Origin of the sequence: Pedobacter sp. PACM 27299, from assembly GCF_001412655.1 — a bacterium.
Lineage (GTDB): Bacteria > Bacteroidota > Bacteroidia > Sphingobacteriales > Sphingobacteriaceae > Pedobacter.
Genome location: NZ_CP012996.1, coordinates 4,060,625 through 4,083,245 on the forward strand (window position 1 = coordinate 4,060,625; position 22,621 = coordinate 4,083,245).

Annotated in this window: 24 protein-coding genes and 1 pseudogene; 8 read left to right on the forward strand and 17 right to left on the reverse strand. The window is 40.1% G+C overall.

The genetic code is table 11. The features are described 5' to 3' along the window. Positions 1–67: 67 nt before the first annotated feature. Genes AQ505_RS17065 through AQ505_RS17085 form a run of 5 tightly spaced genes read left to right on the forward strand, consistent with a single transcriptional unit; the run spans position 68 to position 4,137 of the window. On the forward strand, positions 68–838 hold the full coding sequence (locus tag AQ505_RS17065) for an MlaE family ABC transporter permease (RefSeq protein ID WP_062548516.1): 771 nt from the start codon (positions 68–70) through the stop codon (positions 836–838). 6 nt (positions 839–844) lie between these two features. Then, the gene (locus tag AQ505_RS17070; RefSeq protein WP_062549285.1) at positions 845–1,588 is read left to right on the forward strand and encodes an ABC transporter ATP-binding protein; all 744 of its coding nucleotides are present in this window, start codon (positions 845–847) and stop codon (positions 1,586–1,588) included. 6 nt (positions 1,589–1,594) lie between these two features. Then, positions 1,595–2,605, forward strand: coding sequence for an MlaD family protein (locus AQ505_RS17075; protein ID WP_062549286.1), 1,011 nt, complete (start codon positions 1,595–1,597; stop codon positions 2,603–2,605). A 46-nt stretch (positions 2,606–2,651) separates the two neighbouring features. After that, positions 2,652–3,083 carry a universal stress protein gene (locus AQ505_RS17080; protein ID WP_062549287.1) on the forward strand — a complete coding sequence of 144 codons (432 nt, stop codon included), beginning with the start codon at positions 2,652–2,654 and terminating at the stop codon, positions 3,081–3,083. Between the two features lie 22 nt (positions 3,084–3,105). Further along, positions 3,106–4,137 (forward strand): pesticidal protein Cry7Aa, encoded by a 1,032-nt coding sequence (locus AQ505_RS17085; RefSeq protein ID WP_062549288.1) that lies wholly within the window; start codon positions 3,106–3,108, stop codon positions 4,135–4,137. 59 nt (positions 4,138–4,196) lie between these two features. Here AQ505_RS17085 and AQ505_RS26095 read toward each other — a convergent pair whose 3' ends face one another. The 3 genes from AQ505_RS26095 to AQ505_RS17095 all read right to left on the reverse strand — a co-directional run bounded on the left by AQ505_RS26095 (position 4,197) and on the right by AQ505_RS17095 (position 5,505). After that, on the reverse strand, positions 4,197–4,292 hold the full coding sequence (locus AQ505_RS26095; protein ID WP_082461866.1) for a hypothetical protein: 96 nt from the start codon (positions 4,290–4,292) through the stop codon (positions 4,197–4,199). A 1-nt stretch (position 4,293) separates the two neighbouring features. Then, the gene (locus AQ505_RS17090) at positions 4,294–4,488 is read right to left on the reverse strand and encodes a chemotaxis protein CheB (RefSeq protein WP_062549289.1); all 195 of its coding nucleotides are present in this window, start codon (positions 4,486–4,488) and stop codon (positions 4,294–4,296) included. 144 nt (positions 4,489–4,632) lie between these two features. Next, positions 4,633–5,505: a universal stress protein gene (locus AQ505_RS17095; RefSeq protein ID WP_062549290.1), complete on the reverse strand. Its 873-nt coding sequence runs from the start codon at positions 5,503–5,505 to the stop codon at positions 4,633–4,635. 133 nt (positions 5,506–5,638) lie between these two features. Here AQ505_RS17095 and AQ505_RS17100 point away from each other — a divergent pair, with 133 nt between their 5' ends. After that, positions 5,639–6,160, forward strand: a complete 522-nt coding sequence (locus AQ505_RS17100; RefSeq protein ID WP_062549291.1) for a YciE/YciF ferroxidase family protein — start codon at positions 5,639–5,641, stop codon at positions 6,158–6,160. Positions 6,161–6,220: 60 nt separating this feature from the next. Here the strand turns inward: AQ505_RS17100 and AQ505_RS27080 are convergent, their stop codons facing one another. From AQ505_RS27080 to AQ505_RS27095, 9 genes and pseudogenes are all read right to left on the reverse strand, one after another. Then, complete coding sequence (locus tag AQ505_RS27080) at positions 6,221–6,454, reverse strand: 2,3-bisphosphoglycerate-dependent phosphoglycerate mutase (protein WP_250636618.1); 234 nt, start codon at positions 6,452–6,454, stop codon at positions 6,221–6,223. Next, a complete protein-coding gene (locus AQ505_RS27085; protein ID WP_250636619.1) occupies positions 6,451–6,822 on the reverse strand; it encodes a 2,3-bisphosphoglycerate-dependent phosphoglycerate mutase in 372 nt (123 codons plus the stop codon). The genes AQ505_RS27080 and AQ505_RS27085 overlap by 4 nt, the downstream gene beginning before the upstream one ends. A 46-nt stretch (positions 6,823–6,868) precedes the next feature. Continuing rightward, positions 6,869–7,291, reverse strand: coding sequence for an Hsp20/alpha crystallin family protein (locus tag AQ505_RS17110; protein WP_062549292.1), 423 nt, complete (start codon positions 7,289–7,291; stop codon positions 6,869–6,871). A 115-nt stretch (positions 7,292–7,406) separates the two neighbouring features. Then, positions 7,407–8,144 carry a YoaK family protein gene (locus AQ505_RS17115; RefSeq protein ID WP_062549293.1) on the reverse strand — a complete coding sequence of 246 codons (738 nt, stop codon included), beginning with the start codon at positions 8,142–8,144 and terminating at the stop codon, positions 7,407–7,409. 12 nt (positions 8,145–8,156) lie between these two features. Then, on the reverse strand, positions 8,157–9,539 hold the full coding sequence (locus AQ505_RS17120) for an NAD-dependent succinate-semialdehyde dehydrogenase (RefSeq protein ID WP_062549294.1): 1,383 nt from the start codon (positions 9,537–9,539) through the stop codon (positions 8,157–8,159). Between the two features lie 291 nt (positions 9,540–9,830). After that, positions 9,831–12,530 carry a cation-translocating P-type ATPase gene (locus tag AQ505_RS17125; protein ID WP_062549295.1) on the reverse strand — a complete coding sequence of 900 codons (2,700 nt, stop codon included), beginning with the start codon at positions 12,528–12,530 and terminating at the stop codon, positions 9,831–9,833. Then, positions 12,515–14,874 (reverse strand): annotated as a pseudogene (locus tag AQ505_RS17130) (phosphoketolase family protein). The gene AQ505_RS17125 and the pseudogene AQ505_RS17130 overlap by 16 nt, the downstream one beginning before the upstream one ends. Positions 14,875–14,877: 3 nt before the next feature. Further along, positions 14,878–15,387 (reverse strand): hypothetical protein, encoded by a 510-nt coding sequence (locus AQ505_RS27090; protein WP_197286210.1) that lies wholly within the window; start codon positions 15,385–15,387, stop codon positions 14,878–14,880. Between the two features lie 20 nt (positions 15,388–15,407). Further along, complete coding sequence (locus AQ505_RS27095; RefSeq protein ID WP_082461603.1) at positions 15,408–16,079, reverse strand: hypothetical protein; 672 nt, start codon at positions 16,077–16,079, stop codon at positions 15,408–15,410. 198 nt (positions 16,080–16,277) lie between these two features. Here AQ505_RS27095 and AQ505_RS17145 point away from each other — a divergent pair, with 198 nt between their 5' ends. Next, a complete protein-coding gene (locus tag AQ505_RS17145; protein ID WP_062549298.1) occupies positions 16,278–17,528 on the forward strand; it encodes a PAS domain-containing sensor histidine kinase in 1,251 nt (416 codons plus the stop codon). Continuing rightward, the gene (locus tag AQ505_RS17150; protein ID WP_062549299.1) at positions 17,525–18,577 is read left to right on the forward strand and encodes a response regulator; all 1,053 of its coding nucleotides are present in this window, start codon (positions 17,525–17,527) and stop codon (positions 18,575–18,577) included. Before AQ505_RS17145 ends, AQ505_RS17150 begins: the two co-directional genes overlap by 4 nt. Here AQ505_RS17150 and AQ505_RS17155 read toward each other — a convergent pair whose 3' ends face one another. From AQ505_RS17155 to AQ505_RS17175, 5 genes are all read right to left on the reverse strand, one after another. Continuing rightward, complete coding sequence (locus tag AQ505_RS17155; protein WP_157262445.1) at positions 18,578–19,324, reverse strand: SDR family NAD(P)-dependent oxidoreductase; 747 nt, start codon at positions 19,322–19,324, stop codon at positions 18,578–18,580. Between the two features lie 89 nt (positions 19,325–19,413). Next, on the reverse strand, positions 19,414–19,707 hold the full coding sequence (locus tag AQ505_RS17160; RefSeq protein WP_062551084.1) for a hypothetical protein: 294 nt from the start codon (positions 19,705–19,707) through the stop codon (positions 19,414–19,416). Positions 19,708–20,193: 486 nt separating this feature from the next. Beyond that, positions 20,194–20,901, reverse strand: a complete 708-nt coding sequence (locus AQ505_RS17165) for a Crp/Fnr family transcriptional regulator (RefSeq protein WP_062549301.1) — start codon at positions 20,899–20,901, stop codon at positions 20,194–20,196. 94 nt (positions 20,902–20,995) lie between these two features. Next, entirely contained in the window at positions 20,996–21,370 is a 375-nt protein-coding gene (locus AQ505_RS17170; RefSeq protein ID WP_062549302.1) for a hypothetical protein, read from the reverse strand. Next, complete coding sequence (locus AQ505_RS17175) at positions 21,367–22,608, reverse strand: NADP-dependent isocitrate dehydrogenase (protein ID WP_197286211.1); 1,242 nt, start codon at positions 22,606–22,608, stop codon at positions 21,367–21,369. The genes AQ505_RS17170 and AQ505_RS17175 overlap by 4 nt, the downstream gene beginning before the upstream one ends. Positions 22,609–22,621: the final 13 nt, after the last annotated feature.

The window sequence follows — 22,621 nt, forward strand, 5'->3', positions numbered from 1 at the left end:
ATGAAGATCACTTGGTTACGGATTGCCGTCATGGCTGGACATTTCGACATCCTTTACCTTTATCAATATGTCATTAGTCATTCGCTTCAAAAACTTTCTGGATGAAACCGGGAATATAGCACGTTTCACAGGACGTTTCTTTTCGGTAGGAATAAAACCCAGATATGAGAATAAGGAGTTTTTTAATCAATGTTATACCATTGGCTACCGTTCCTTACCCTTAGTCGGGCTCACTGCCTTTATTATGGGGCTGGTACTTACTATGCAGTTAAGGCCATCCCTGGTGGATTATGGAGTTGAATCACAGTTACCAGTGATGGTTGGTTTAGCAATTGTCAGGGAAATTGGGCCGGTTATTACGGCTTTGATTTTTGCCGGGAAGATTGGTAGTAGTATTGGAGCTGAGCTTGGTTCGATGAAAGTGACTGAGCAGATTGACGCCATGACTGTTAGTGGGATTAAACCTTTTAAATACCTGGTTGCTACACGGGTTTTAGCTACTACATTAATGCTGCCACTTCTAACCATTCTTGGGGATGCCATTTCTTTATTCGGTGCATATCTGGGTGTAAATATTAGATCAGTAACCAGTTTTGATCTGTTCTTTCTACAGGTTTTTAAAAGCCTGGATTTCAGTGATGTGTTACCAGCTATTATTAAAACTTTATTTTTTGGTTTTGCAGTAGGTATTGTCGGCTGTTATAAAGGTTTCAATTCAACAAAAGGTACGCAAGGAGTTGGAATCTCAGCAAATTCAGCGGTAGTTTTATCCTCTGTAATGATTTTTATCATTGACTTACTAGCTGTCCAAATCACCGAATTATTAGGGCTTAATTAATCAATCATGGAAGTAGCAACGAACGAACAGGTAATCGTCATTAAAGATCTAGTTAAGGCTTTTGGAGACAAAAAAATATTAGATGGATTTAATCTGACGGTAGAAAAAGGCAGTAATGTGGTGATATTGGGAAAATCGGGCTCAGGTAAATCTGTACTGATCAAATGCATCATTGGCTTATTACAATCTGATAGTGGAAGTATTCATGTCTTTAAGGAAAATATATCCCAGATGACTGAAGATGAACTGGATCAGGCCAGGTCCAAAATCGGGTTTCTGTTTCAAAGCAATGCGCTTTATGATTCGATGACTATCCGCGAAAATTTGGAATTCCCCTTACTCAGGCACTGGGTTGACATCAGTAAAGAAGAAGTCGAAAGACTGGTGAAGGAGGCATTGGAAAATGTAGATCTGCTACACACTATAGATATGATGCCATCTGAGTTATCAGGGGGAATGCTTAAGCGTGTTGCCCTCGCTAGAACGATGATCTTACGACCAGAAGTCATTCTTTATGATGAGCCAACAACAGGCCTGGATCCGGTTACCTCAAGGGAAATAGAAAATCTTATCCTTAAACTCCAAAAGAAGAACCATACCTCTTCCATCATCATCTCGCACGATATGAACTGCGTAAAAAACACGGCAGATCTGGTTGTACTCCTATTGGAAGGTAAATGTTACATCAAAGGAACATTTGAGGAATTGAAGCAATCGACTGATGAAAACATTAAACAATTTTTCGAATAAAACAGCATGGGAAATCAAAAAGTAAATAATATCAAACTCGGTGCATTTGTGTTGTCAGGATTAGTACTGATGATATTCGCATTTTTTATCATTGGAAAGAACAACAATATATTCGGGAATGACTTCAAACTGAAGGTCCGGTTCTCCAATTTAAATGGATTAACAAAAGGCAACAATGTACTCTTCTCCGGCTTGCAGGCCGGGACTGTTAAAGAAATTGAACTAATCAACGACAGTACCATTGAGGTCATCATGCAGATCAATAGCAAAGTAAAATCATTTATTCATAAGAATGCGGTAGCAGCTGTCGGAACTGAAGGGCTCATGGGTAATAAAGTCGTTAATATCAGTCCGGTTAAAGGAACGAGTCAAAAGGTCGAAGAAGGTGATTTGTTGCAGGCAAAAAATATGGCTAACATGGATGAAATTATTGAAAAATTAGCGCAGACCAATAACAATGTAGCCAATATATCAGAAGTTTTAAAAGGCACGGTTCTGCGAATAGACAGCAGTGCAATTTTAAAATTAATCAACGATGAATCCATAGGCATCAGTTTGAAGTCATCCCTGGAAAACATCTACAAAATGACCTTAAACGCCAATAAAATGACAATAGGACTAAACCATCTGGTAAACGACATCAGAAAAGGCAAGGGAACTGCCGGTCTTTTACTGACCGATACTTTAATGGCCGGTACACTTAAGGATGCGGTTGTACAAATCAGGGCTGCTAGTGTCAATGCTAACAGCATGACCATACAACTGAACACAATGGTAAAAGACTTGAATCATGACCTGACCAATGGAAAAGGGACTGTTAACACCCTATTGAAAGACTCTTTAATGGCCAAAAATATAAGCCTTACCATGGAAAATCTTCAAAAAGGAACAGATGGATTCAATCAGAACATGGAAGCGTTAAAACATAACTTTCTATTCAGGGGATATTTTAGAAAACTTGACCTACAAAAGAAAAAAGAACAGGAGGAAATGCTAAAAGCTGCTCAGCAAAGATAATACTCCGGATTTCACAGCATAAATCATAATAATAAAATCAGATCAAATGGAATTTCATAAAATCCTAATCGCAATTGACAACAATCCAAGTGCTGAACTCGTTGCCCTCAGTGGCCTACAACTGGCTAAACAGTTCAATTCTGAAATCGCCCTGATCAGTATTATAGATCCAGAGAGCACAGCGGATGAGGATTCTCCTACAACCAGGGAGCTGGAGGACATGATGGAGCACAATCTAAACCGCAGCCAACTCAATGTAATTGAAAAGATATTCAATGGTTTTCCAATCAAAAGCTTCGTGGAAAAAGGCATTCCTTATAAAGTTATTTTAGAAACAGCCGATAAATGGGGAGCCGATATCATCGTTATGGGTACACATGGTAGAAAAGGATTACCCCATTTACTGCTGGGGAGTGTTGCCGAAGATGTGATCAGGCACTCCAAAAAAACACTAATTGTAATTCCGGTGAGTAATTAACAGACCATTAAATCCAGACATTTTGATACTAATAAAAAAAGAAGGTGTTATTTTAAGAAAAACCAACCTAGACTTTGAATGTCAAGGTGTGCTTAATCCCGCTATCATAAAAGAAGGTGAGCGGGTTTATATGTTTTACAGGGCGGTGGCTAAAAACAATTACTCAACCATTGGCTTTTGCGAGCTAAATGGCCCATTGGAAGTTATTCAAAGAAATGATCTTCCGGTGCTCATCCCAATAGATGACAACGAATCCAGGGGAATCGAAGACCCGAGGATCGTAAAAATCGACGAATGCTACTATCTAACCTATACTGCTTTTGATGGATTCAATGCATTGGGCGCTCTGGCAACCTCGCTGGATTTAAAAACATTTGAAAGACATGGCATCATTGTACCTATGATTTCGTTTCCTGAATTCAAAGCACTTGCAGAAAATACGGGTAAGCTTAATGAAAAGTATTCCAGGTTTGCTCATGACAAGACCATAATTACCATGAACACAAGACTTCTGGTTTGGGATAAGGATGTGTGTTTTTTCCCCAGAAGAATAAAAAATCAACTTTATTTTCTTCACCGTATCAAACCTGATATACAAATTGCCTGTGTAAATGAGCTTTCAGAGCTGAATGAGTTGTTCTGGAAAAATTACCTGTTAAACTTCAACAACAATATCGTTTTGGCTCCAAGATATGACCATGAAATAAGCTATATCGGAGGTGGTTGTCCACCAATAGAAACAACAGAAGGCTGGCTGGTGATTTACCACGGAGTACATGACACCGCAAATGGATATGTATATTCTGCATGCGCAGCCATGCTGGATCTGGAAAACCCTGGTATAGAGATTGCCCGTTTGCCATATCCTCTGTTTAAACCTGAAACAATATGGGAATTAACTGGTGAAGTGGATAGTGTCTGTTTTCCTTCAGGCACAGCTATCTTTGGTGATACGCTCTATATCTATTATGGAGCAGCAGATGAACAAATAGCCTGCGCCTCTGTTAGCTTAAATGAACTGATAGCAGCACTTTTAACATTCAGGCTCCAGTAGTTTTCGCCTATGACTAAATTAAATAAACCTTCGGGGAAACTTCTGCAGGACTTTCAGACTCAAGCCTGGGGTAAAACAGGAAGATTAAAGAAAAAAGATGAACCACGATTAATTTCACTATCTACCCATACCCTACCACCATGTCTTTTAATAATTTCAGCCGTTAAATAGAGTCCAAGGCCAAATCCATTTAGCCAGGACTACAACCATTCTGCTTTTAAAAGAAGCTGAAAGATGTTGAACAACAATATAGGACACTCCATCTAATGGCGTATGATCAAAGAAAGAGTTGATTTCTTCCAGTCCACCAGCAGAAGCGCCAATGGCAATAATATATTCAGGTTCATTCATAACCTCACAAGGTTAGAAAACATTATTTTTTTCATGGATTAAAATATTGGTGATGTTTATTCAAAAACGCCAGCGGATTAACTGACGGACAAAAGAAGAAAAGGCTTCAGAAAGAAATATTGTACGTAAAGGTAGAGTTAATTGTTAAATTAACTCAGGCGAAGGAGCCTTCTTGAACACGAGTAACGGAATTGTCAGTTCCCCTGCCATTTTTTGGGTCAGACTTCCCCGAATCATTCTATCTAAGAAACCTTGAGCATGGTGAACCATAACTAGCAGGTCCATCTCACCATGAATCATTAACCAATCCAATCCTTGTTTTTTATTCACGTTTTTAATAGCCTTATAATAAATTTTTGGATAATCATTTTCACAGGAGATATTCAGCATAATTTCCTGAACAGACTTATAAAGTTCTGGACTAGCCTCATTTTCTTTATATACATGTGTGATAAATATTTCCGCTTTAAGTGAAGAGGCCAATACAATCAGCTCCCGGATAAATTTCATTTCGTTATCGGGATCTACAAAATCAGTAGCAAAAGCGATCTTTCGGATTGGGGCAATTTTAGCCATTGCTGGAATAATAAAGAGTGGTGAGCCAATATCATCAATCAAACTTCTGCTATGATTTCCCATTAGCAGTCCACTAAAACCTGCACCATGTGTAGCCATCATTACAAAATCGATCTTAGTTTCGGCAGATATGTCCCTTACCACATCCAGTAGAATTCCCGGATCACTTCTGAAGCTGATCTCAGAATTGGGACTCTGGTTATCGCCCATTTTTTCCAATTGCAGCTTTAGCTTCTTTAATTCTACTTCACTTTCCTTTAAAAGAACATCAGATTCTTCCAGGGGCCAAACTATAAGCCCCGCCTGAGGAACCTCTGCCGGAATAATAACCACATTACATAGTATGATGTTCGCTTGTATTTGCTTAGCCAAGCTATAGGCATAGGCTGCCGCATGTTTTGCGGGCTTGGAAAAATCAGTAAGTACCAATAGGTTTTTCATATCCTGTTCATTGTTTTGTAAAGTTGATCAATAGGAATTGGTATTTCCTTGCGCAGAAACATCACTTCTGATGACCGTCATCATCGACCAAAAGAAGCAATCGACTTAGCTTAGGTATCTTAAAAAACAAAAAATGGAAGCAAAACTAAGTATCAATAATCTTCAGGATCTACTCGACCTGAACACCTCACATTTTTCAAGTGCAGAAACTGAATTGAAAAGAAAACTCCTCGAATGGGCAAACATCTCCAGTTCCATGCAACTTAAGATGATTTTAAAAAAATATATCAGTTTTACCAGTCAGCACCTGCAAAGGATGGATACTTTTCTTGAACAAGAAAAGATTCTTTCGGTTACCAGGACAAACACGATCATGTTGGCTTTCATCAAATCTATCGATGAGAAACTGGAAGCCTGCAAAAATCCTGAAATCAAGGATGCCTGCATACTTGCCGGGATCCAATCCATATGTCATTTTAAGATCAGCAATTATGGAACAGCGGCAGCATTTGCTAAACTGATAGGGCTTGCGGAATTCGCAAATGTCTTTTATGAATCTGAAGTCAACGAAAAACACATCGATGACGAGCTAACGCAACTTGCCATTTATGAAATCAACATTAATGCAATGACTCCATTGAACCTGACACAATAAGCATTTATTTTAAAAAACACCTTTGAGAAACCCAAAGGTGTTTTTTTTATTTTCTTACGTTTAGAGGTAAACTTTCCCGGTCAGATGCATATCAACCGAGAAATCATAAACGTGAGGAATTCCTGTGGCGATGTTCAGCATTGAAACTTCCTGTTCATTCAGATTCTCCAGGTACATCGTCAATGCTCTCAGACTATTGCCATGAGCAACGATCAGAATAGTTTTACCCTGCTTTAACACTGGCAAAATTTCCTTCTGATAAAAGGGCACAACACGGTCAAGAGTATCCTTCAAACTTTCACCCCCAGGGGGTCTTGTCCTAAAGCTTCTTCTCCACAAGAGCACCTTTGCAATACCGTATATTTTTTGACATCTGACTTGTTAAGTCCTTGCAGGTCTCCATAGTTTCTTTCATTCAGTGCCGACGACTTTACAATCGGAACTACACCATCGATTTCTTTAAGAACAATTTCGAGCGTATGGATTGCTCTTTTAAGCATCGAAGTGAAAGCAACATTAATGCAGAAATCCTTCAATAGTATTCCTGCACTTGTTGCCTCCTGTTCCCCTTGATCTGTTAAGTCAATATCCATTTCGCCGGTAAATCTGTTCTCCAGGTTCCATAGCGACTGACCATGACGTAGTAAAATAAGTTTAGACATAGCTTATGTTAAAATTTCGACGTCCTAAATGAATAAGCTTATCTAGCTAATGGATCTTAATCTGTCTTTTTTTAAGCAGTACGCCCTTATCTGATTTTTTTAAGTTAATCGTAAACAGCCCATTATGGTATTTAGCAGAAATATGATCTTCAAGAACATTTTCAGGGAGGCGAAAGGATCCTGTAAATGAGGAATGGGAGAACTCCTTGCGGATATAGTTTTCATCACTTTCCTTTTCTGCCCTGCTTGACTCTGCAGTAACTGTCAACATGCCATTGTCAGTAGTAATCCTGAAGTCATTCTTTTTAAAGCCCGGAGCTGAAAACTCAAGCTTATACCTGCCTATTTTATCCTGTATGTTTACAGCATATTTAGGCTCATCAGAACTGGCAAAAGCCTCATCATCCCAGAAATTATCGGTCATCAAAGCTACTGTCGATAACGTTTCACTTTTTTTTAAGTTGGTCATATCATTAGAGTTTATCTACCTTAAAGTTCGGATTCCCTTAAACATTTATAGATGATTTGTATACGCGATTAGCATGATGCTCATCAATCCCAATGAGACGTTTAGTTTAAAGGAATTACAATTTCTCGGTTATATGATGTATTAGGTTAGTATAATACCGCTTAACACGCAAACGAAAAATATCAAAAAACAAAGTAAAACACAAAACAAAGCATGGAAGTAAAAAAGCCTTGAAGTTTAGGTAACGAAACAAATAAGCACCTGACAGTGCTCCAATCATAAAGAAAAGTATGATTGACAATCGTAATTTGATTTTAGAAACCAGCTCCTGTTGTCCTTCTGGATTACCCAGTTTCAATTGGGCTAATTCAATTCCAAGATCAGTAAAAGTTCCGGTTAAATGAGTTGTACGTACCACTGATCCGGAGATCACAGAAACCAAAGCGTTTTGCAAACCCATAGTAAAAAGAAGGCAGCCAACGAAAAAATTTTTAGGAAAAAACAAATCATTACTGCTCCCATAAATGGCACAAAATATCAAAATGACCAATTCTATAAAAATAGGAATTGCAAAAGAAAACCGTTCATGATGACCAATCCTGGTAACAATCAAACTTGAACACCATGCCCCGATAAGAAACAATAACATCCAGATAGCAACCGTTCCTGCATTGTTCCAATCTCGAGATGCAATCTGTTCAGCAAATAATGCAGCATGACCGGTTACGTTTGTAGTTAAGGCAAAGAATCCTAAAAATCCAGCTGCATTCACAAATCCGGCCACAAAACTTAATAAAACAGCGACCCAAAGGTTATGTTTATAAGTTCTTTTAGTCCCAAAATGTCTAAGCATCTCAGCGGACGACTAAAAAGGGTCTGTTAATTTGCTGACCCGAATCAATTTTTTATTGACAAATTCTTGTATACCAAGACTAGACAACTCCCTTCCATATCCTGATCCTTTAGTCCCGCCAAAAGGCAAGTCAGGCTGAGTCCAGGTTGGATGGTTGATAAATACCATTCCGGTGTCAATCTGTTCGGCCAAACGCTTTCCCCGTTCTATATCATTGGTAAAGATACTCCCACCCAATCCAAAAGGCGAGTCATTGGCCAGATCAATCGCCTCCTGCTCATTGTTCACCCTGTAAAACGAAGCAACCGGACCGAATAATTCTTCATGATATGCAGCCATTCCAGGTTTAACATCACCCAAAATGGTAGCCTCAATAAATGCACCTTTTCGATTAATTAGTTTACCACCCAGCAATACCTTTGCACCAGCCCTGACACTTCGCTGTACTTGTTCTATTAACTCTATAACGGCTCCTTCTGAGCTTAATGGCCCCAGTTCTGTTGCCTCATCCATTGGATCTCCAACTTTCAAGCCACCCAGTTTGGCCTTGAATTTATCCAAAAACTCATCAGCAACTGCTTCCAGAACAATAATCCGCTTAGAGGCCACACAACATTGGCCGGTATTGTTCATCCGCCCAACAACAGCCCAGTCAACGGCCTTATCCAGATCAGCGTCTTCCAAAACAATAAAAGCGTCGCTGCCACCAAGTTCAAGTACCGACTTCTTTAAATATTTCCCGGCAGCAGCCGCGATACTTGCGCCAGCAATTTCACTTCCGGTAAGGGCAACACCTTTAATCCTGGGATCTGCGACCACGTCATCTATACGGCTTCCACTAACAAATAAATTAGTATATAATCCTTTGGGTGCCCCAGCCTCTGCAAACAATTCCTGAATGGCCAACGCGCATTGAGGAACATTCGAAGCATGCTTAACTAACACGACATTACCTGCCATAATGTTAGGTGCAGCAAAACGAGCGACCTGATAAAAAGGAAAATTCCATGGTTCAACCCCAAGCAGGACACCAATAGGAGTACTCTTAATATAAGCTTCACCAAATTCAGTTTCCAATTTTTGGTCACTTAGAAAGGCTTCCCCATTTATAGCGTAATAATCAATAATATCAGCGCTGAGTTCAATCTCCCCATAGCTTTGAGCAAGTAACTTACCCATCTCCAATGTGATCAATTTAGACAGTTGGTCTTTTTGCTCACGCATCAATTTTGCGACACCATGTAAAAGTTCTGCCCGCTGTGCATAACTGGTTTTACGCCAGCTTTGGAAGGTTTCATCAGCGATAGAAATTTCCTCTGCCACCAATTCCGGAGACATTTCGGGAAAACTTTTAATAAGTTCATTATTAAAAGGGTTAATGGTTTGAATAGCCATAATGTAGATTATTTATTTTAATTGTATAACTGTTGCTAGTAAGAAGGGTCATTTTCCTGAACAGTCTCATTTCGCTGATACTCCGTAAGATCAATTGCGCCTCTTGCAAATCTTTTCTGCAAAATATCCATCTACCCAAATTCTCGAACTAAGCGTTTTGATTTTCAAGTAAGTCATTCATATTCATAGCTATTTTAGATAGATAAAGTCTAAAGGTCTGTGTAATTGGGGGCATCTCAAATGATATGAATCATCTCCACATAAGACACTCGTCATCAGATCAGTCCAACCTTACGGGGAAGTACTTTTTCTCTTTCCCCAAAGGATCTTATAAATCTGAACCACAACCAAAGGAAGCAAACTGGCCATAATGGCTACCATCCATGCATCAATAGAAAATATAGATAAATTGAGTGCAACGTGTGTCTGTGGAAATAAGTAAACCAAAAATATCAGGAAGAAACATAACAACAGTGCCAGCCATACAAACCTGTTTTTAGTGACTTCGTTTGACCATATTCCAGAGTGATTAGAAGACATGTTGAAAACATGAAAGAGCTGAGCAAAGGCCAGCGTAATAAAAGCAATATTGTTAAGCACCTTAGGATCATTTGATACAAATGCACGGCAATAGAATACCGCCAAGACTACCGATCCAGTGATCAGCGTTGCATACAGCACGATGATCAGCCAGTTTTTATTCGAGATGATATCTAGTTTTGGATCTCTTGGTGATTTCTCCATCACTGTCGGATCTCCCTTTCCAAGGCCTAACGCAAGTGCTGGAAAGACATCAGTGACCATATTCAAAAAAAGAATCTGTAAGGGAAGTAATATGGTTTGAGGTGCCAGAAAACCTAAAAGTGTAACAATAAAAATCTCACTCAGGTTACAGGAAACGAGATAAATTACAAAGCGTTGTATGTTCTGAAATATCTCCCTGCCATGAGCGACTGCCCTTGCTATGGAAACAAAAGAATCATCTTTCAGCACAATGCTCGCTGTTTCCTTAGCAACCTGAGTGCCCCTTAATCCCATCGCAATCCCAATATCCGCTTGTTTAAGTGCGGGCGCATCATTTACCCCATCTCCAGTCATCGCAACCAGATACCCCGCTTTTTGATACACTTCTACGATTTCCAGTTTTTGCCTGGGCGTAGTTCTGGCAAAAACCACTGCGGAAAGAATTTTCTTACGCCATTGTTTGCTAAGTGATTTCATATCTGGCAATTCACTTCCCTTGATCACTTCCTGATCATCCTTAGTAGCGATACCGGTTTTCATCGCAATATTCAATGCAGTCATGGGATGATCTCCCGTAATCATCACCGTTTTAATTCCGGCTACCCGGCAGGTCGCAATAGCGCCCTTAACAGCTAACCTTGGTGGATCCAAAAAACCAACCATACCTACATATACCAATTCCTCAAGATAATGCTCCTTTGAAATTTCTGGAGCCTCTCTATATCCAAAAGCCAATACACGCAGCCCATCAGCCGAAATCTTTTCAGCAGCTGAAATTATGCCGGTTCGTTGAGCCGGAGTTAAGGGTAGCTTTTCTTTACCAGATTGAATCTGGGTACACCTTTCGAGTATACTTTCAACAGCACCTTTGGCAGCAACAAAATCCCCATTTTGATGTTCATTTAGTGTAACCATCATTTTAGTTTCAGCATTGAAAGGAGTTTCGGCAAGTCTTGGATATTCAGCGATCAGCTGCTCCGAAGAGACACCTGAAGCTTCCGTCAAATAAAGTAAGGCTACCTCTACCGGATCTCCGACAGCCTTTTTTCCGCTTTCTTTATCTTCCAACGATGCATCGTTGCATAAAGCTCCGATCAGGATCAGCTTTTCAAAATTCTCCCCGCCGCTTTGACCTAAACCGTTCAAATATTTCAACACTCCTTTTTCAATAGCTACCTGCAAAACTTCATCTGGAAAGCCAAGTAATTCCACGTAGATCTTATTTTCTGTTAAAGTGCCTGTTTTATCTGTGAAAATTACATTTACCCCACCAAGAGTCTCAACTGCAGACAGTTTTTTAACAATTGCATTTTTTCTGGCCATAAGCAACATCCCATAGGCCAAAGCAACGGTGGCAACGATAGGCAGTCCTTCAGGAAAAGCAGCTACCGCCAGGGCAATTGAAGTTTCAAGAATCAATAACCAAGACTTTCCTTCCAGCACCGCCGAAAGAGAAAATAGCCCAGTCATCACTAAAGTAATCCAAATCAACTTTTTAGTTAACTTATTAATCTTCAAATCCAGTGGTGTAGTGGTCGCCTCTGGGCGATCCACCATCGAGGTAATTCTCCCCAACTCGGTATTTTCTCCAGTGCCGGTAACGACCACTTTAGCATTGCCATTCATTACAGCAGTTCCCTTAAAAACCATGTTGATCCTGTCTGCCAGTTCAACCGCTCCATTTATGGCTTCAAGTTGCTTCAGTGCAGGAAAAGATTCACCAGTAAGAGGAGATTCATCACATTGCAATTGATTGAACTGAACTATCCGCCCATCGGCCGGGATCATATCCCCCGCTTCCAGCACCATCAGATCTCCTGGAACGATTTGTTCTGCTGGCAACTCTTTGGTCTTCCCATGCCGGATCACTTTGGAAAAGACCTGATCCATTTTTTTTAATGCACGCATCGACGTCCGGGCCTGCAACTCCATAAAAAAACCAATGAGCGCATTCAGAAAAATAACCACCAGGATAGAAATAGCTTCTATCGCATTTCCAAAATACATGGATGCGAAGGCAGCGACAAATAACAAATACACAATTGGGCTGCTAAACTGTCCGATAAGCATCATCCAGATGCTTTTCTTTTTTTGGCTTTGATAAATATTTAACCCAAATTTCAAGGCTCGTTTTTCGGCTTCTGCATGTATAATCCCTGAGGTCTCATCGGTGTTTAGCGCCTTGCACACCTCAGCGACACTTAGCGCATAACTTCTTTCCAGGGGATAGGTTATTTCATTTTCCATTTCCAGTTTTTGATTTCAGGCATATCATCCAGATTTTTACAGATGTATGCGCTATGTTCAGCTAGTTTTGCTTCACAGAAGTGAACGAAATCATTTACATGCTCCTGCATTGCAGGTACTCTACGCACTGCTTCCATCGCCAGATGATAGCGGCTCATCTGGTTCAATACGACCATATCAAAAGGAGTTGTTGTTGTCCCCTCTTCCATAAAACCCCGAACATGAAACCGTGCAGGATCGGGTCTACCATGAACCAAATCATGAATGATGCGTACATAACCATGAAAGGCAAAGATGACCGGTGCACTATCTGTAAAAAGTAGCTTAAACTGCTCCTTACTCATCCCATGCGTATGGTAAGCCCTAGGAGACAGGCCCATTAAATCTACCACATTCACCAGGCGTACTTTAAGCTTGGGCAGATGTTCATTTAAGATGGAAACTGCCGCAACTGCTTCAAGCGTTGGCACATCACCTGCACAACCTAAGATGACATCAGGAAAACTACCATTTTCGTTGCCAGCCCATTCCCAGTTAGATGCACCTCTGGCGCAGTGTTCAATCGCCTGCTCCATATTTAACCACTGAAGCTCTGGCTGTTTACCCGCAATCACCACATTGACATAATTCTTACTCCGCAGACAATGATCCATGACAGAAAGTAAAGTATTCGCATCTGGTGGAAAGTAAATTCTGATAACCGTACTCTTTTTATTAACAACCGTATCAATAAAACCAGGCCCCTGATGACTGTAACCATTATTATCCTGCCTCCAAACATGTGAAGTCAGTAAATAATTCAATGAAGCGATAGGCTTTCTCCAGGGAAGTTCAGCAGTAGTTTTCAGCCATTTGGCATGCTGGCTGACCATAGAATCGACTATGGTTACAAATGCCTCATAACAGGGGAAGAGTCCATGTCTGCCCGTTAAAATATATCCTTCAAGCCATCCCTCACACAGGTGTTCACTTAAAACTTCCATTACACGTCCATCTGGAGCAAGTTTTTCATCGATCGGGATTGTCTTCTCCATAAAACAGCGGTTGGTAGCCTCAAAGACAGCTTCCAAACGATTCGAGCTGGTTTCGTCCGGACAGAACAACCGGAAGTTCTGATGTTTATTATTTAGCTTTATGACGTCGCGAAGATACTTACCCAGATTACGGGTGCTTTCTGCCTCAAGTTCAGTGGGGAGAGCTAATTCAAGGGCATAATCTTTAAAGTCCGGAAGGATCAGTTCCTGAAGTAACATCCCACCATTTGCATATAGCGATGCGCTCATGCGTTGATGGCCTACAGGAGCCAGTTCTGCCAATTCCGGAATCAGGTTTCCCTGAGCCGTAAATAATTTTTCAGGTTCGTAACTGCGCATCCAGTCCTCCAGCATCTTTAATTTTGCTGAATCCTCTTTCACGCCAGCCAAGGGTACCTGATGCGCTCTAAATGTTCCTTCAATAGGTACACCTTTCCATGATTTAGGACCTGTCCAACCTTTTGGAGTCCTTAAGATCATCATTGGCCATTTAAAGTCATGAATGATTCCATCTTCGCGGGCATTCAACTGTATCTCTTTTATTTTCTTATAGACTACATCCAGCGTTGAGGCCATCTGGCGGTGTACCTTCATGGGATCATCTCCTTCAACAAAGAATACCTCATATCCATATCCGCTGAACAATTCTTTTAAAGATTGATCATCCATACGGGCAAAAACGGTGGGTCCTGATATTTTATAACCATTCAAATGTAAGATGGGCAGCACTGCACCGTCTCCTACCGGATTCAGGAAAGCTTTTGAATTCCAGCTGGCAGCAAGTGGTCCGGTCTCTGCCTCACCGTCACCAATTACGCATACTGCAATTAAATTAGGATAATCATACACTGCTCCAAAAGCATGCATCAAAGAATATCCTAGTTCTCCCCCTCGTGGATGGAGCCTGGTGTATGCGCACTGACATGACTTGGTATCCCACCCGGTGTAGAAAACTGCCTGAATAACTTCAGCATACCTGCTTCATCCTGACTAACGGAAGGAAAAACCTCCGAATAAGTTCCTTCCAGATAAGTATGCGCTACCACTGCCGGTGCACCATGGCCAGGTCCGCAAACATAAAGCAGCTCAGCATTACGCGCTTTGATCAGCCTGTTCAGGTGTACATATACTAGATTTAAACCCGGAGAAGTACCCCAGTGACCTAATAAACGGGGTTTGATATCCTCAGGCTTTAATGGCCTTTTCAACAATGGATTAGCCTGTAAATAGATCTGCCCGGCAGAAAGATAGTTAACCGCCTGCCAATAGGCGTGTATTTTTTTAAGATGCTGCTCTGATAGGGTATCCATAAATTAGTTTTTTAAATTAGTATTGATGATATGGTCTATATGTTTTGCAATCATCCAGGCTTCATTTGTTTTGATCACCTGAACACTAACAGTACTATCTAAAGTAGAAATGATATCCTCTGAGGTCTGATGGAGAGCAGGGTCTAGCTTGATGCCCATAAATACCATGTCCCTGCAGATTTGTTCCCGGATAAGGGGAGCATTTTCTCCAATACCTCCTGTAAAAATCAAAATATCCAATCCTCCTAAACCTGCAGCGAGTGCAGCAATTTGCCTTTTCGCCTGGTAACAGAATACATCAATGGCTTCCTGAGCCTGAGGATCTGAAAACCGCCTATTGATCAACTCCTTCATATTCCCTGTACCAGCGATTGCTTTCAGCCCTGAAGAGTTGCTGAACAATCCATCTAATTGTGCAGGTGTCATTTCGTATTTCCTTAAAAAAAACAAGATTACTCCCGGATCCAGATCACCTGATCGTGTGCTCATCACCAAGCCACCTATCGGACTCATCCCCATCGTTGTTTCCTGGCCTATCCCCCGGAAACCGCAGCCATACTTGCACCGTTGCCCAAATGGGCAATAATTATTTTCTTTTGCTCAATATCCTTAGTTTTATTGCCAAGCTCCTGCATAATGAATTCATAAGAAAGGCCATGAAAGCCATAACGCATCAACCCCTGATCTCTAAAAGCCCGGGGCAAAGCATAAAACTTAGCAACGGAGGGCATATTTTGATGAAAACATGTATCAAAACAGGCTATATGGATCGCTTTTTGATATGATTCTCGAAAAATGCGAATTAGCTGAATTTCCTCAGGCAGATGATTTGGAGCAAGATAAGTGTAGGACTCAAGAACCTTAATCAGATCTTCGTTGATTACCTCAGGCATTCTATGTATAGGACCACCCTGTACCAACCGATATCCAATATGCTGAATCGGAAAGCGAGCTGATAATGAATCTAACCTATTTATCAACTCGGCCGCAGCAATCTCCAAATTAAGATAAGGTGCCTCTTTGCTCAGTAAAAGTTTACCTGCCGAATCACTTATCAGCAATTTAGCTTGTTGATCACCAATTCCAGTTATAGATCCAGACCACTCCAGCTCCATACTATGTTGATGATACAGACTAAATTTAAGACTCGAAGAACCCGAATTGAGTACAAGAATATAACCACCGATGGTATTTGAATGATGCATTTATTATAGGGAATCAATCGCGAATCTGAGTTGATCGACAATTGTCTGAATTCAAATCTCGGCATTGAGCTATTGCTATGACATGATCAAACACCAGGGAAATCGTGACCCCCATCATCAGCCAACAGCTAATTAAAACAAAATGGCCTTCAGATTGTCATTATAGCACAGGTTTAATAATCTGTAACCACCAATTTTATGGAAAATACCGTTCTGCTTAAAGCGATCATCGATAATGCGATAGACGGTCTGATTACCATAGATGACCAGGGAATAATTGAGTCCATTAATCCCTCAGCCTGTAGACTATTTAGCTATACTGAACAGGAAGTTCTTGGAAAAAACGTCTCCATGCTCATGCCACAACCAGACCGGACAAATCATAACGGTTACCTCTTTCATTATAAAAAAACTGCTAAAGCCAGCATTATTGGTATTGGCAGAGAATTAACAGGCTTAAAAAAGAATGGCAGTACATTTCCTTTTCGTCTGGGCGTCAGTGAAGTTAAATACTCAGGAAGAATTATTTATGCTGGTTTTATTCATGACCTGAGCAGGGAAAAAGAAGCCGAATCACAACTCCAGGATTATGCCGCTTTACTCGAAGATCAGGTGCAGGAACGAACGCTTTCCCTTCGGGAAACGGTTGAAGCATTGGAAAAAACCAAGGTTGAATTGAATTTATCCCTGGAAAATTTGCACAATACTGTTTTTACTTTGGAACAAACCCAAAAGGAACTAAACTTATCCCTGGCAAAAGAACAAGAATTAGGAAAGCTTAAAAGTCGGTTCGTTTCTATTGCATCACATGAATTCCGAACACCTTTGAGTATGGTACAGCTTTCTGCATCACTTATTGAACGACATGCACTTCCTTTTGACAATCCAAACATCAGCAAACACGTAGACAAAATAAAAGATGCTGTACTGAATGTTACTGCAATCCTCAATGACTTCCTATCCCTGGAAAAACTGGATACCGGGAAAGTACAAGCTAAATTCAGTTATTTTAATTTGGCTGATTTCGCTGCAGAAATCGCTGAAGAGATGCAGATCGCTTTAAAAGGTGGACAAAAGATAGTATATGTACATAGGGGCCCAGAATTTATGATCACATTGGATCAGACCTTGTTAAAAAACTGCATCGTTATACTTATTGACAATGCGATAAAATACTCCGGGGAAGAAAGTTCTATACAATTCTATACCAAGATCAATGAAAATAATTGCAGCATCAGAATTTGTGACAATGGCATTGGAATACCCTTAGACGACCAGAGACATCTTTGCGAGCCATTTTTCCGGGCACATAACACGGGAAAGATCTCTGGCAATGGGCTTGGATTAAGTATACTTTCCAGGTATACTGAGCTGATGAATGGCAAAGTAGATTTCAAAAGCAGAATTAACCGAGGTACACTTTTCACCCTCACATTTCCCCAATCATGAACAAAAAAATATTGATCATTGAAGATCACGACGCCATAAGGGGAAACATAGTTGAAATCCTGGAAATGGCCAAATACACGGTTTTTGAAGCTGACAATGGAAAGATTGGCGTAGAAATGGCGTTAAAACACATTCCAGACATCATTCTCTGCGATATCATGATGCCTGAACTTGACGGATACGGGGTATTATATATGCTCAATAAATACACAGAAACCTCAGCAATTCCTTTCATTTTTCTAACAGCCAAAGCCGAGCACAATGACCTGCGCAAGGGAATGGAAATGGGCGCAGATGATTACCTAACCAAACCTTTTGATGACATTGAACTACTTAATGCCATAGATGTCAGATTAAGAAAAAAAGCCCATCTTCAGCTCCAAAATCAAAACATGGCTAATGATTTCAAAGTGCTGGTAGCCAAAACCGATGGCCTGGCAGAATTCACTAAGATCATAACAGGCCACAAAAGCCGTGAATTCAGAAAAAACCAAGTTGTTTACTATGAGGCAGATCATAGCAAAGGCCTTTACCTGATCATCCAGGGTAAGATCAAAACCATTAAACTTTCAATGGATGGTCGTGAATTGATGACCGGTATGTATGCGACCGGAGATTACCTGGGCATCAATGCCATTTTAGGAAAAAGCACCTATAGTGATACTGCTACAGCAGTGGAGGATAGCACACTCAGTTTGATCCCTATGGAAGAACTTGAAAAAGTCATCAACCTTTATCCTGAAGTAGCGAGAAAGTTCATTCATCTTTTATCCAATGACAACCGGGAAAAAGAGGAACAACTCCTCCAGCTGGCTTATGATTCCGTCCGAAAAAAAATGGCTGGAGCCATTCTTCGCCTGTACCATCAACAGATTATCAAAAAAGACGTTTTCAGCATTACCCGTGAAGACTTAGCAGCAATGGCCTGTATGGCTACCGAAACGGTAAGCAGAACCCTATCAGATTTCCGTAACGAAAAATTAATAGAACGTGAAGGGATAACCATTACTGTACTGGATCTGGAAAGGCTTGCGAAAATGAAGAACTAACTAAGCCATTACTCCGCCATCCAGAATAATTTGTGTCCCATTACAATAACTGGAGTCATCACAGGCTAGATAAATAAATGCTTTAGCCACTTCTTCAGGTGTACAAAGACGCTTAGAGGGGGTTCCATCAATCCAGGCTTGGTGAATGGCTTCTGGAGCCTCAGCCAATAATGGAGTTTCCACATAATATGGACAAAGTGCATTCGCTCTGATATTTTGTGCAGCATATTGAACCGCTATATTTTTGGTAATGCCTAAAACGCCATGTTTGGCTGCTGTGTATGGTACTAAACCGTGTTCTGCTTTCAATCCACCAAGCGAGGACATATTTACAATTACCCCTCCACCCTGCTTCAAAAACTGCTGCAGTTCATATTTTACGCAATAAAACTGGCCAGTTAAATTTACCGCGATCAACCTGTCCCAAGTAGCCTCAGGCATATCATGTATCCCGGAATAAGTTCCGCCAATACCTGCATTATTAAAAGCTACATCCAATCTTCCAAATTCTGCCACAGTCGTAAGGATAGCCAATTTAACGCTTTCCACATCTGACACATCAATTGGAACAAACATACATCTGGCTCCTAATGCCTTTATTTCATTAACCGTTTCCAGGTGATCCTTGTTTTCAAGGTCAGCCACAACAATTATCGCTCCTTCTCGTGCAGCTTCAAGAGCAGCAGCTTTTCCAATACCTGAATTTCCTCCGGTGATGAATACCACCTTTTTTTTCAATTTTCTCATAATTTCTAATAACTGCAAGCATTAGCTCCCTTTTAGTATTTGGTCAACTAACAAATAATTTTTTACAGGCCATTTATTTGGTCCAACGATTAACCTGCTTTCATCTGGATAAAATTGGTTAAATGCTCTTCAAGTAAAGCGGTTTTAAAGTCATTATCAGGTCCATTGTCAGTTATTGTAATCTCCTGATCTGACACACTAATTGTTAAAGCAGTTCCAGCAATTATATCAGGAAACAGCACATTGATCTCATTATAAACATGGACGAAGTCTATATTCAGCATAGCATCTAATTTAGTGTTGATATAATCTGGAAATTCCCTTTTTAGAAGGTCGAAAAGAACTACAGCACTTAAAGGATGTATGTTTTTAATTGTTGTCATAATAGTTTTTTTATGGAATTTCGCGTGAAAATAAATTGAACATACGCTTATCACTGTTGTATCATCAAATGTAGATAATGAAAATTCGCTGATAATGATCAACATCATAGATCACACTGATTTACATCAAGTTGAATTATTGTTCCTTACTGATCATTATATGATTATTCCATATACCCCATCGTTTAGGATCGACAAGTTTATCCCAAGTTATCTAATAGCAGGATCAGTTTTTGGTCTAAGGGTCCCGCTAACAGGAGTATGACAAGGACATTATTTTGTAGCCGATTACTTAAATAGTTTTACAGATAGGTATTTATTACGGTTCAGGTATCCTTAATTATTAGGTTATAAACTTCCTACTTCCTTTCAACCAGTGACCACTTGATGTGCGCTTAAATCGATTAATTCTAAAATACCAGAGGCCCCTTAAAGTCCTAAAAAAATTAAGCAGACACAATTGAATAATAATATAATGGATAGTGATTATTTGTAGTTGGAGCGGGCGATGAGCTTTTCGATATCTATAACCCGAATCTTCCTACCTTCGGTTTCAATGATTTCTTCTGTTTTAAACTCCTTTAACAACCTAATTACATTTTCCTTTGCGATACCGGCAATATTAGCCAGATCAGTCCTAGAAATATCAATAATTATTTCTTTGCCTTCTTCAGTCTCAATTTTAAACTTTTCACGCATTACAATCAGCGCAATTGCCAGTCTTTCGACTGCACTACGCTGCGCAAAGACAGAAATATTATTAGCAAGAACTGAGTATTCATGACTCAAAGATTTCAGTAAGCGATTTGCAAATATCGGAGAGGTATTTAAAACCGTTAAGAAGTCATCCTTAGGGATAAAACTGATCATACTATCTTCCATCGCAGCAGCAAAGTCAGGATACCGTTCTTCAGATAAAACAGCATGATAACCAATCAGCTCCCCTTTATTGGCAACATAAATAATCTGCTCTTTTCCGCCAGGATCAACCTTATATTTTTTAACCTTACCCTGATGAATAAAAAATATTCCATAAGGTACTACACCCTCTCTAAAAATAATTTCTCCTTTTTGATATCTCTGTTCTCCCTGGCGACCAATCAAAAAGCTATAGTCTTCGGCTGAAAGGATAGACACAATAGATTGAGTAGTAAAACTCCATTTATCAATCGGAAAAATGCCTGATAAGCTCATCCCGCAAAGATACAACATAATAAACCTGATACATACATATGATTTGTACAATTGATTTACAATCAGCCTATCACATGCATGTGGATGGATCCTATCATTTGTTTTCATATCTTACTCCCGGAGTCAACCAATAGAGTAGAATAACCCTTGAATATCTAAAATTAAAAGGTCCCAAGATGACAATTCCGCTCATAAGTACGCCACCGTACAACCAAAAAGAGGAAAGGTCTGCGGTAACGCCATAGGTTAGCAGACAAACCAGCAGCATTTCTACTACATTCATTCCATAGCTGATAAACATCGAGGCATAAAAATAACCTGGCTCACGCTCAAACCGGTAATGACAATTTGAACAGCAATCGTTCATGTGCTGAACATGAAATCCGTACATACTATTAGAAAACATATTTCCTACTCTACATCTTGGACATTTTGCATGTCTTAATGCGTAGGACTGTGATTTATTCATTGTCGTTCAAACTTATTTCTAAGATTTCCATCTAATTCAGCTAAAAACTCCACGGTGTATAGATAATCTTTTCCGTGTTCTACTGTTGTCCCATGAATACAGACTGCCAGATCCTTGGTCATCTTACCCGATTTAATAGTCTCCACACAAACCTCTTCCAGCATAGCACAAAACTGTATCAGTTCCTTATTGTCGTCCAACTTGCCCCGAAACGCTAATCCCCTTGTCCAGGCAAAAATAGAGGCAATAGGATTTGTTGATGTGGGTTTCCCAAGCTGATGTTCACGGTAATGCCGGGTAACGGTACCATGGGCCGCTTCAGCTTCCATCGTTTTTCCATCTGGAGTAATCAGAACGGAGGTCATCAGACCTAATGAACCAAAACCCTGAGCTACAGCATCAGACTGCACATCACCATCATAATTTTTACATGCCCAAACAAAATTACCATTCCATTTTAAAGCAGAGGCAACCATATCATCAATCAGACGATGTTCATAGGTAATACCCGCCGCAGAAAACATATCCTGAAATTCATTTTCATAAATTTCCTGAAAAACATCCTTAAACCTACCGTCGTATTTTTTCAGTATTGTATTCTTTGTAGAAAGGTAAAGTGGCCATTTTTTTGTCAGGGACTGATTAAAACAAGCCCTTGCAAAGCCATAAATACTTTCATCTATATTGTACATGGCCATTGCAATTCCATCTCCCTGATAATTGTATACCTCATGCGACTCTTCCGCACTTCCATCGTCTGGTTTAAATGTAATCGTCAGTTTTCCGCTGCCCTTGGTTAAAAAATCGGTAGCACGGTACTGGTCTCCAAATGCGTGTCGTCCTATACAGATCGGGTTGGTCCAGTTTGAAACTAGTCTAGGGATGTTGTCAATAACTATAGGTTCGCGGAATACGGTTCCATCAAGAATGTTCCTAATCGTTCCATTAGGCGATTTCCACATTTGTTTAAGCTTAAACTCTTTGACACGATCCTCATCCGGCGTTATTGTAGCACACTTAATCCCTACGCCATATCTCTTAATTGCTTCAGCCGCATGAATGGTTACCTGATCTGATGTTGTATTACGGTGTTCAATACTAAGGTCAAAATACCTAATGTCAAGTTCCAGATAAGGAAGAATCAGTTTTTCCTTAATAAATCTCCAGATTACACGTGTCATTTCATCTCCATCAAGCTCAACGATGGGGTTTACAACTTTAATTTTTTTAATTTCCATATCATTTATCATT

Coding starts and splice junctions, on each gene's coding strand:
- AQ505_RS17170 (WP_062549302.1), bottom strand. CDS start 21,370: ATGAATAAATCACAGTCCTACGCATTAAGACATGCAAAATGTCCAAGA.
- AQ505_RS17080 (WP_062549287.1), top strand. CDS start 2,652: ATGGAATTTCATAAAATCCTAATCGCAATTGACAACAATCCAAGTGCT.
- AQ505_RS17070 (WP_062549285.1), top strand. CDS start 845: ATGGAAGTAGCAACGAACGAACAGGTAATCGTCATTAAAGATCTAGTT.
- AQ505_RS17115 (WP_062549293.1), bottom strand. CDS start 8,144: ATGCTTAGACATTTTGGGACTAAAAGAACTTATAAACATAACCTTTGG.
- AQ505_RS17110 (WP_062549292.1), bottom strand. CDS start 7,291: ATGACCAACTTAAAAAAAAGTGAAACGTTATCGACAGTAGCTTTGATG.
- AQ505_RS17095 (WP_062549290.1), bottom strand. CDS start 5,505: ATGAAAAACCTATTGGTACTTACTGATTTTTCCAAGCCCGCAAAACAT.
- AQ505_RS17075 (WP_062549286.1), top strand. CDS start 1,595: ATGGGAAATCAAAAAGTAAATAATATCAAACTCGGTGCATTTGTGTTG.
- AQ505_RS17165 (WP_062549301.1), bottom strand. CDS start 20,901: ATGAGCTTATCAGGCATTTTTCCGATTGATAAATGGAGTTTTACTACT.
- AQ505_RS17100 (WP_062549291.1), top strand. CDS start 5,639: ATGGAAGCAAAACTAAGTATCAATAATCTTCAGGATCTACTCGACCTG.
- AQ505_RS17160 (WP_062551084.1), bottom strand. CDS start 19,707: ATGACAACAATTAAAAACATACATCCTTTAAGTGCTGTAGTTCTTTTC.
- AQ505_RS17175 (WP_197286211.1), bottom strand. CDS start 22,608: ATGGAAATTAAAAAAATTAAAGTTGTAAACCCCATCGTTGAGCTTGAT.
- AQ505_RS27095 (WP_082461603.1), bottom strand. CDS start 16,079: ATGCATCATTCAAATACCATCGGTGGTTATATTCTTGTACTCAATTCG.
- AQ505_RS17065 (WP_062548516.1), top strand. CDS start 68: ATGTCATTAGTCATTCGCTTCAAAAACTTTCTGGATGAAACCGGGAAT.
- AQ505_RS17125 (WP_062549295.1), bottom strand. CDS start 12,530: ATGGAAAATGAAATAACCTATCCCCTGGAAAGAAGTTATGCGCTAAGT.
- AQ505_RS27090 (WP_197286210.1), bottom strand. CDS start 15,387: ATGAGTCCGATAGGTGGCTTGGTGATGAGCACACGATCAGGTGATCTG.
- AQ505_RS17120 (WP_062549294.1), bottom strand. CDS start 9,539: ATGGCTATTCAAACCATTAACCCTTTTAATAATGAACTTATTAAAAGT.
- AQ505_RS17145 (WP_062549298.1), top strand. CDS start 16,278: ATGGAAAATACCGTTCTGCTTAAAGCGATCATCGATAATGCGATAGAC.
- AQ505_RS17090 (WP_062549289.1), bottom strand. CDS start 4,488: ATGAATGAACCTGAATATATTATTGCCATTGGCGCTTCTGCTGGTGGA.
- AQ505_RS17150 (WP_062549299.1), top strand. CDS start 17,525: ATGAACAAAAAAATATTGATCATTGAAGATCACGACGCCATAAGGGGA.
- AQ505_RS27085 (WP_250636619.1), bottom strand. CDS start 6,822: ATGTCTAAACTTATTTTACTACGTCATGGTCAGTCGCTATGGAACCTG.
- AQ505_RS17155 (WP_157262445.1), bottom strand. CDS start 19,324: ATGAGAAAATTGAAAAAAAAGGTGGTATTCATCACCGGAGGAAATTCA.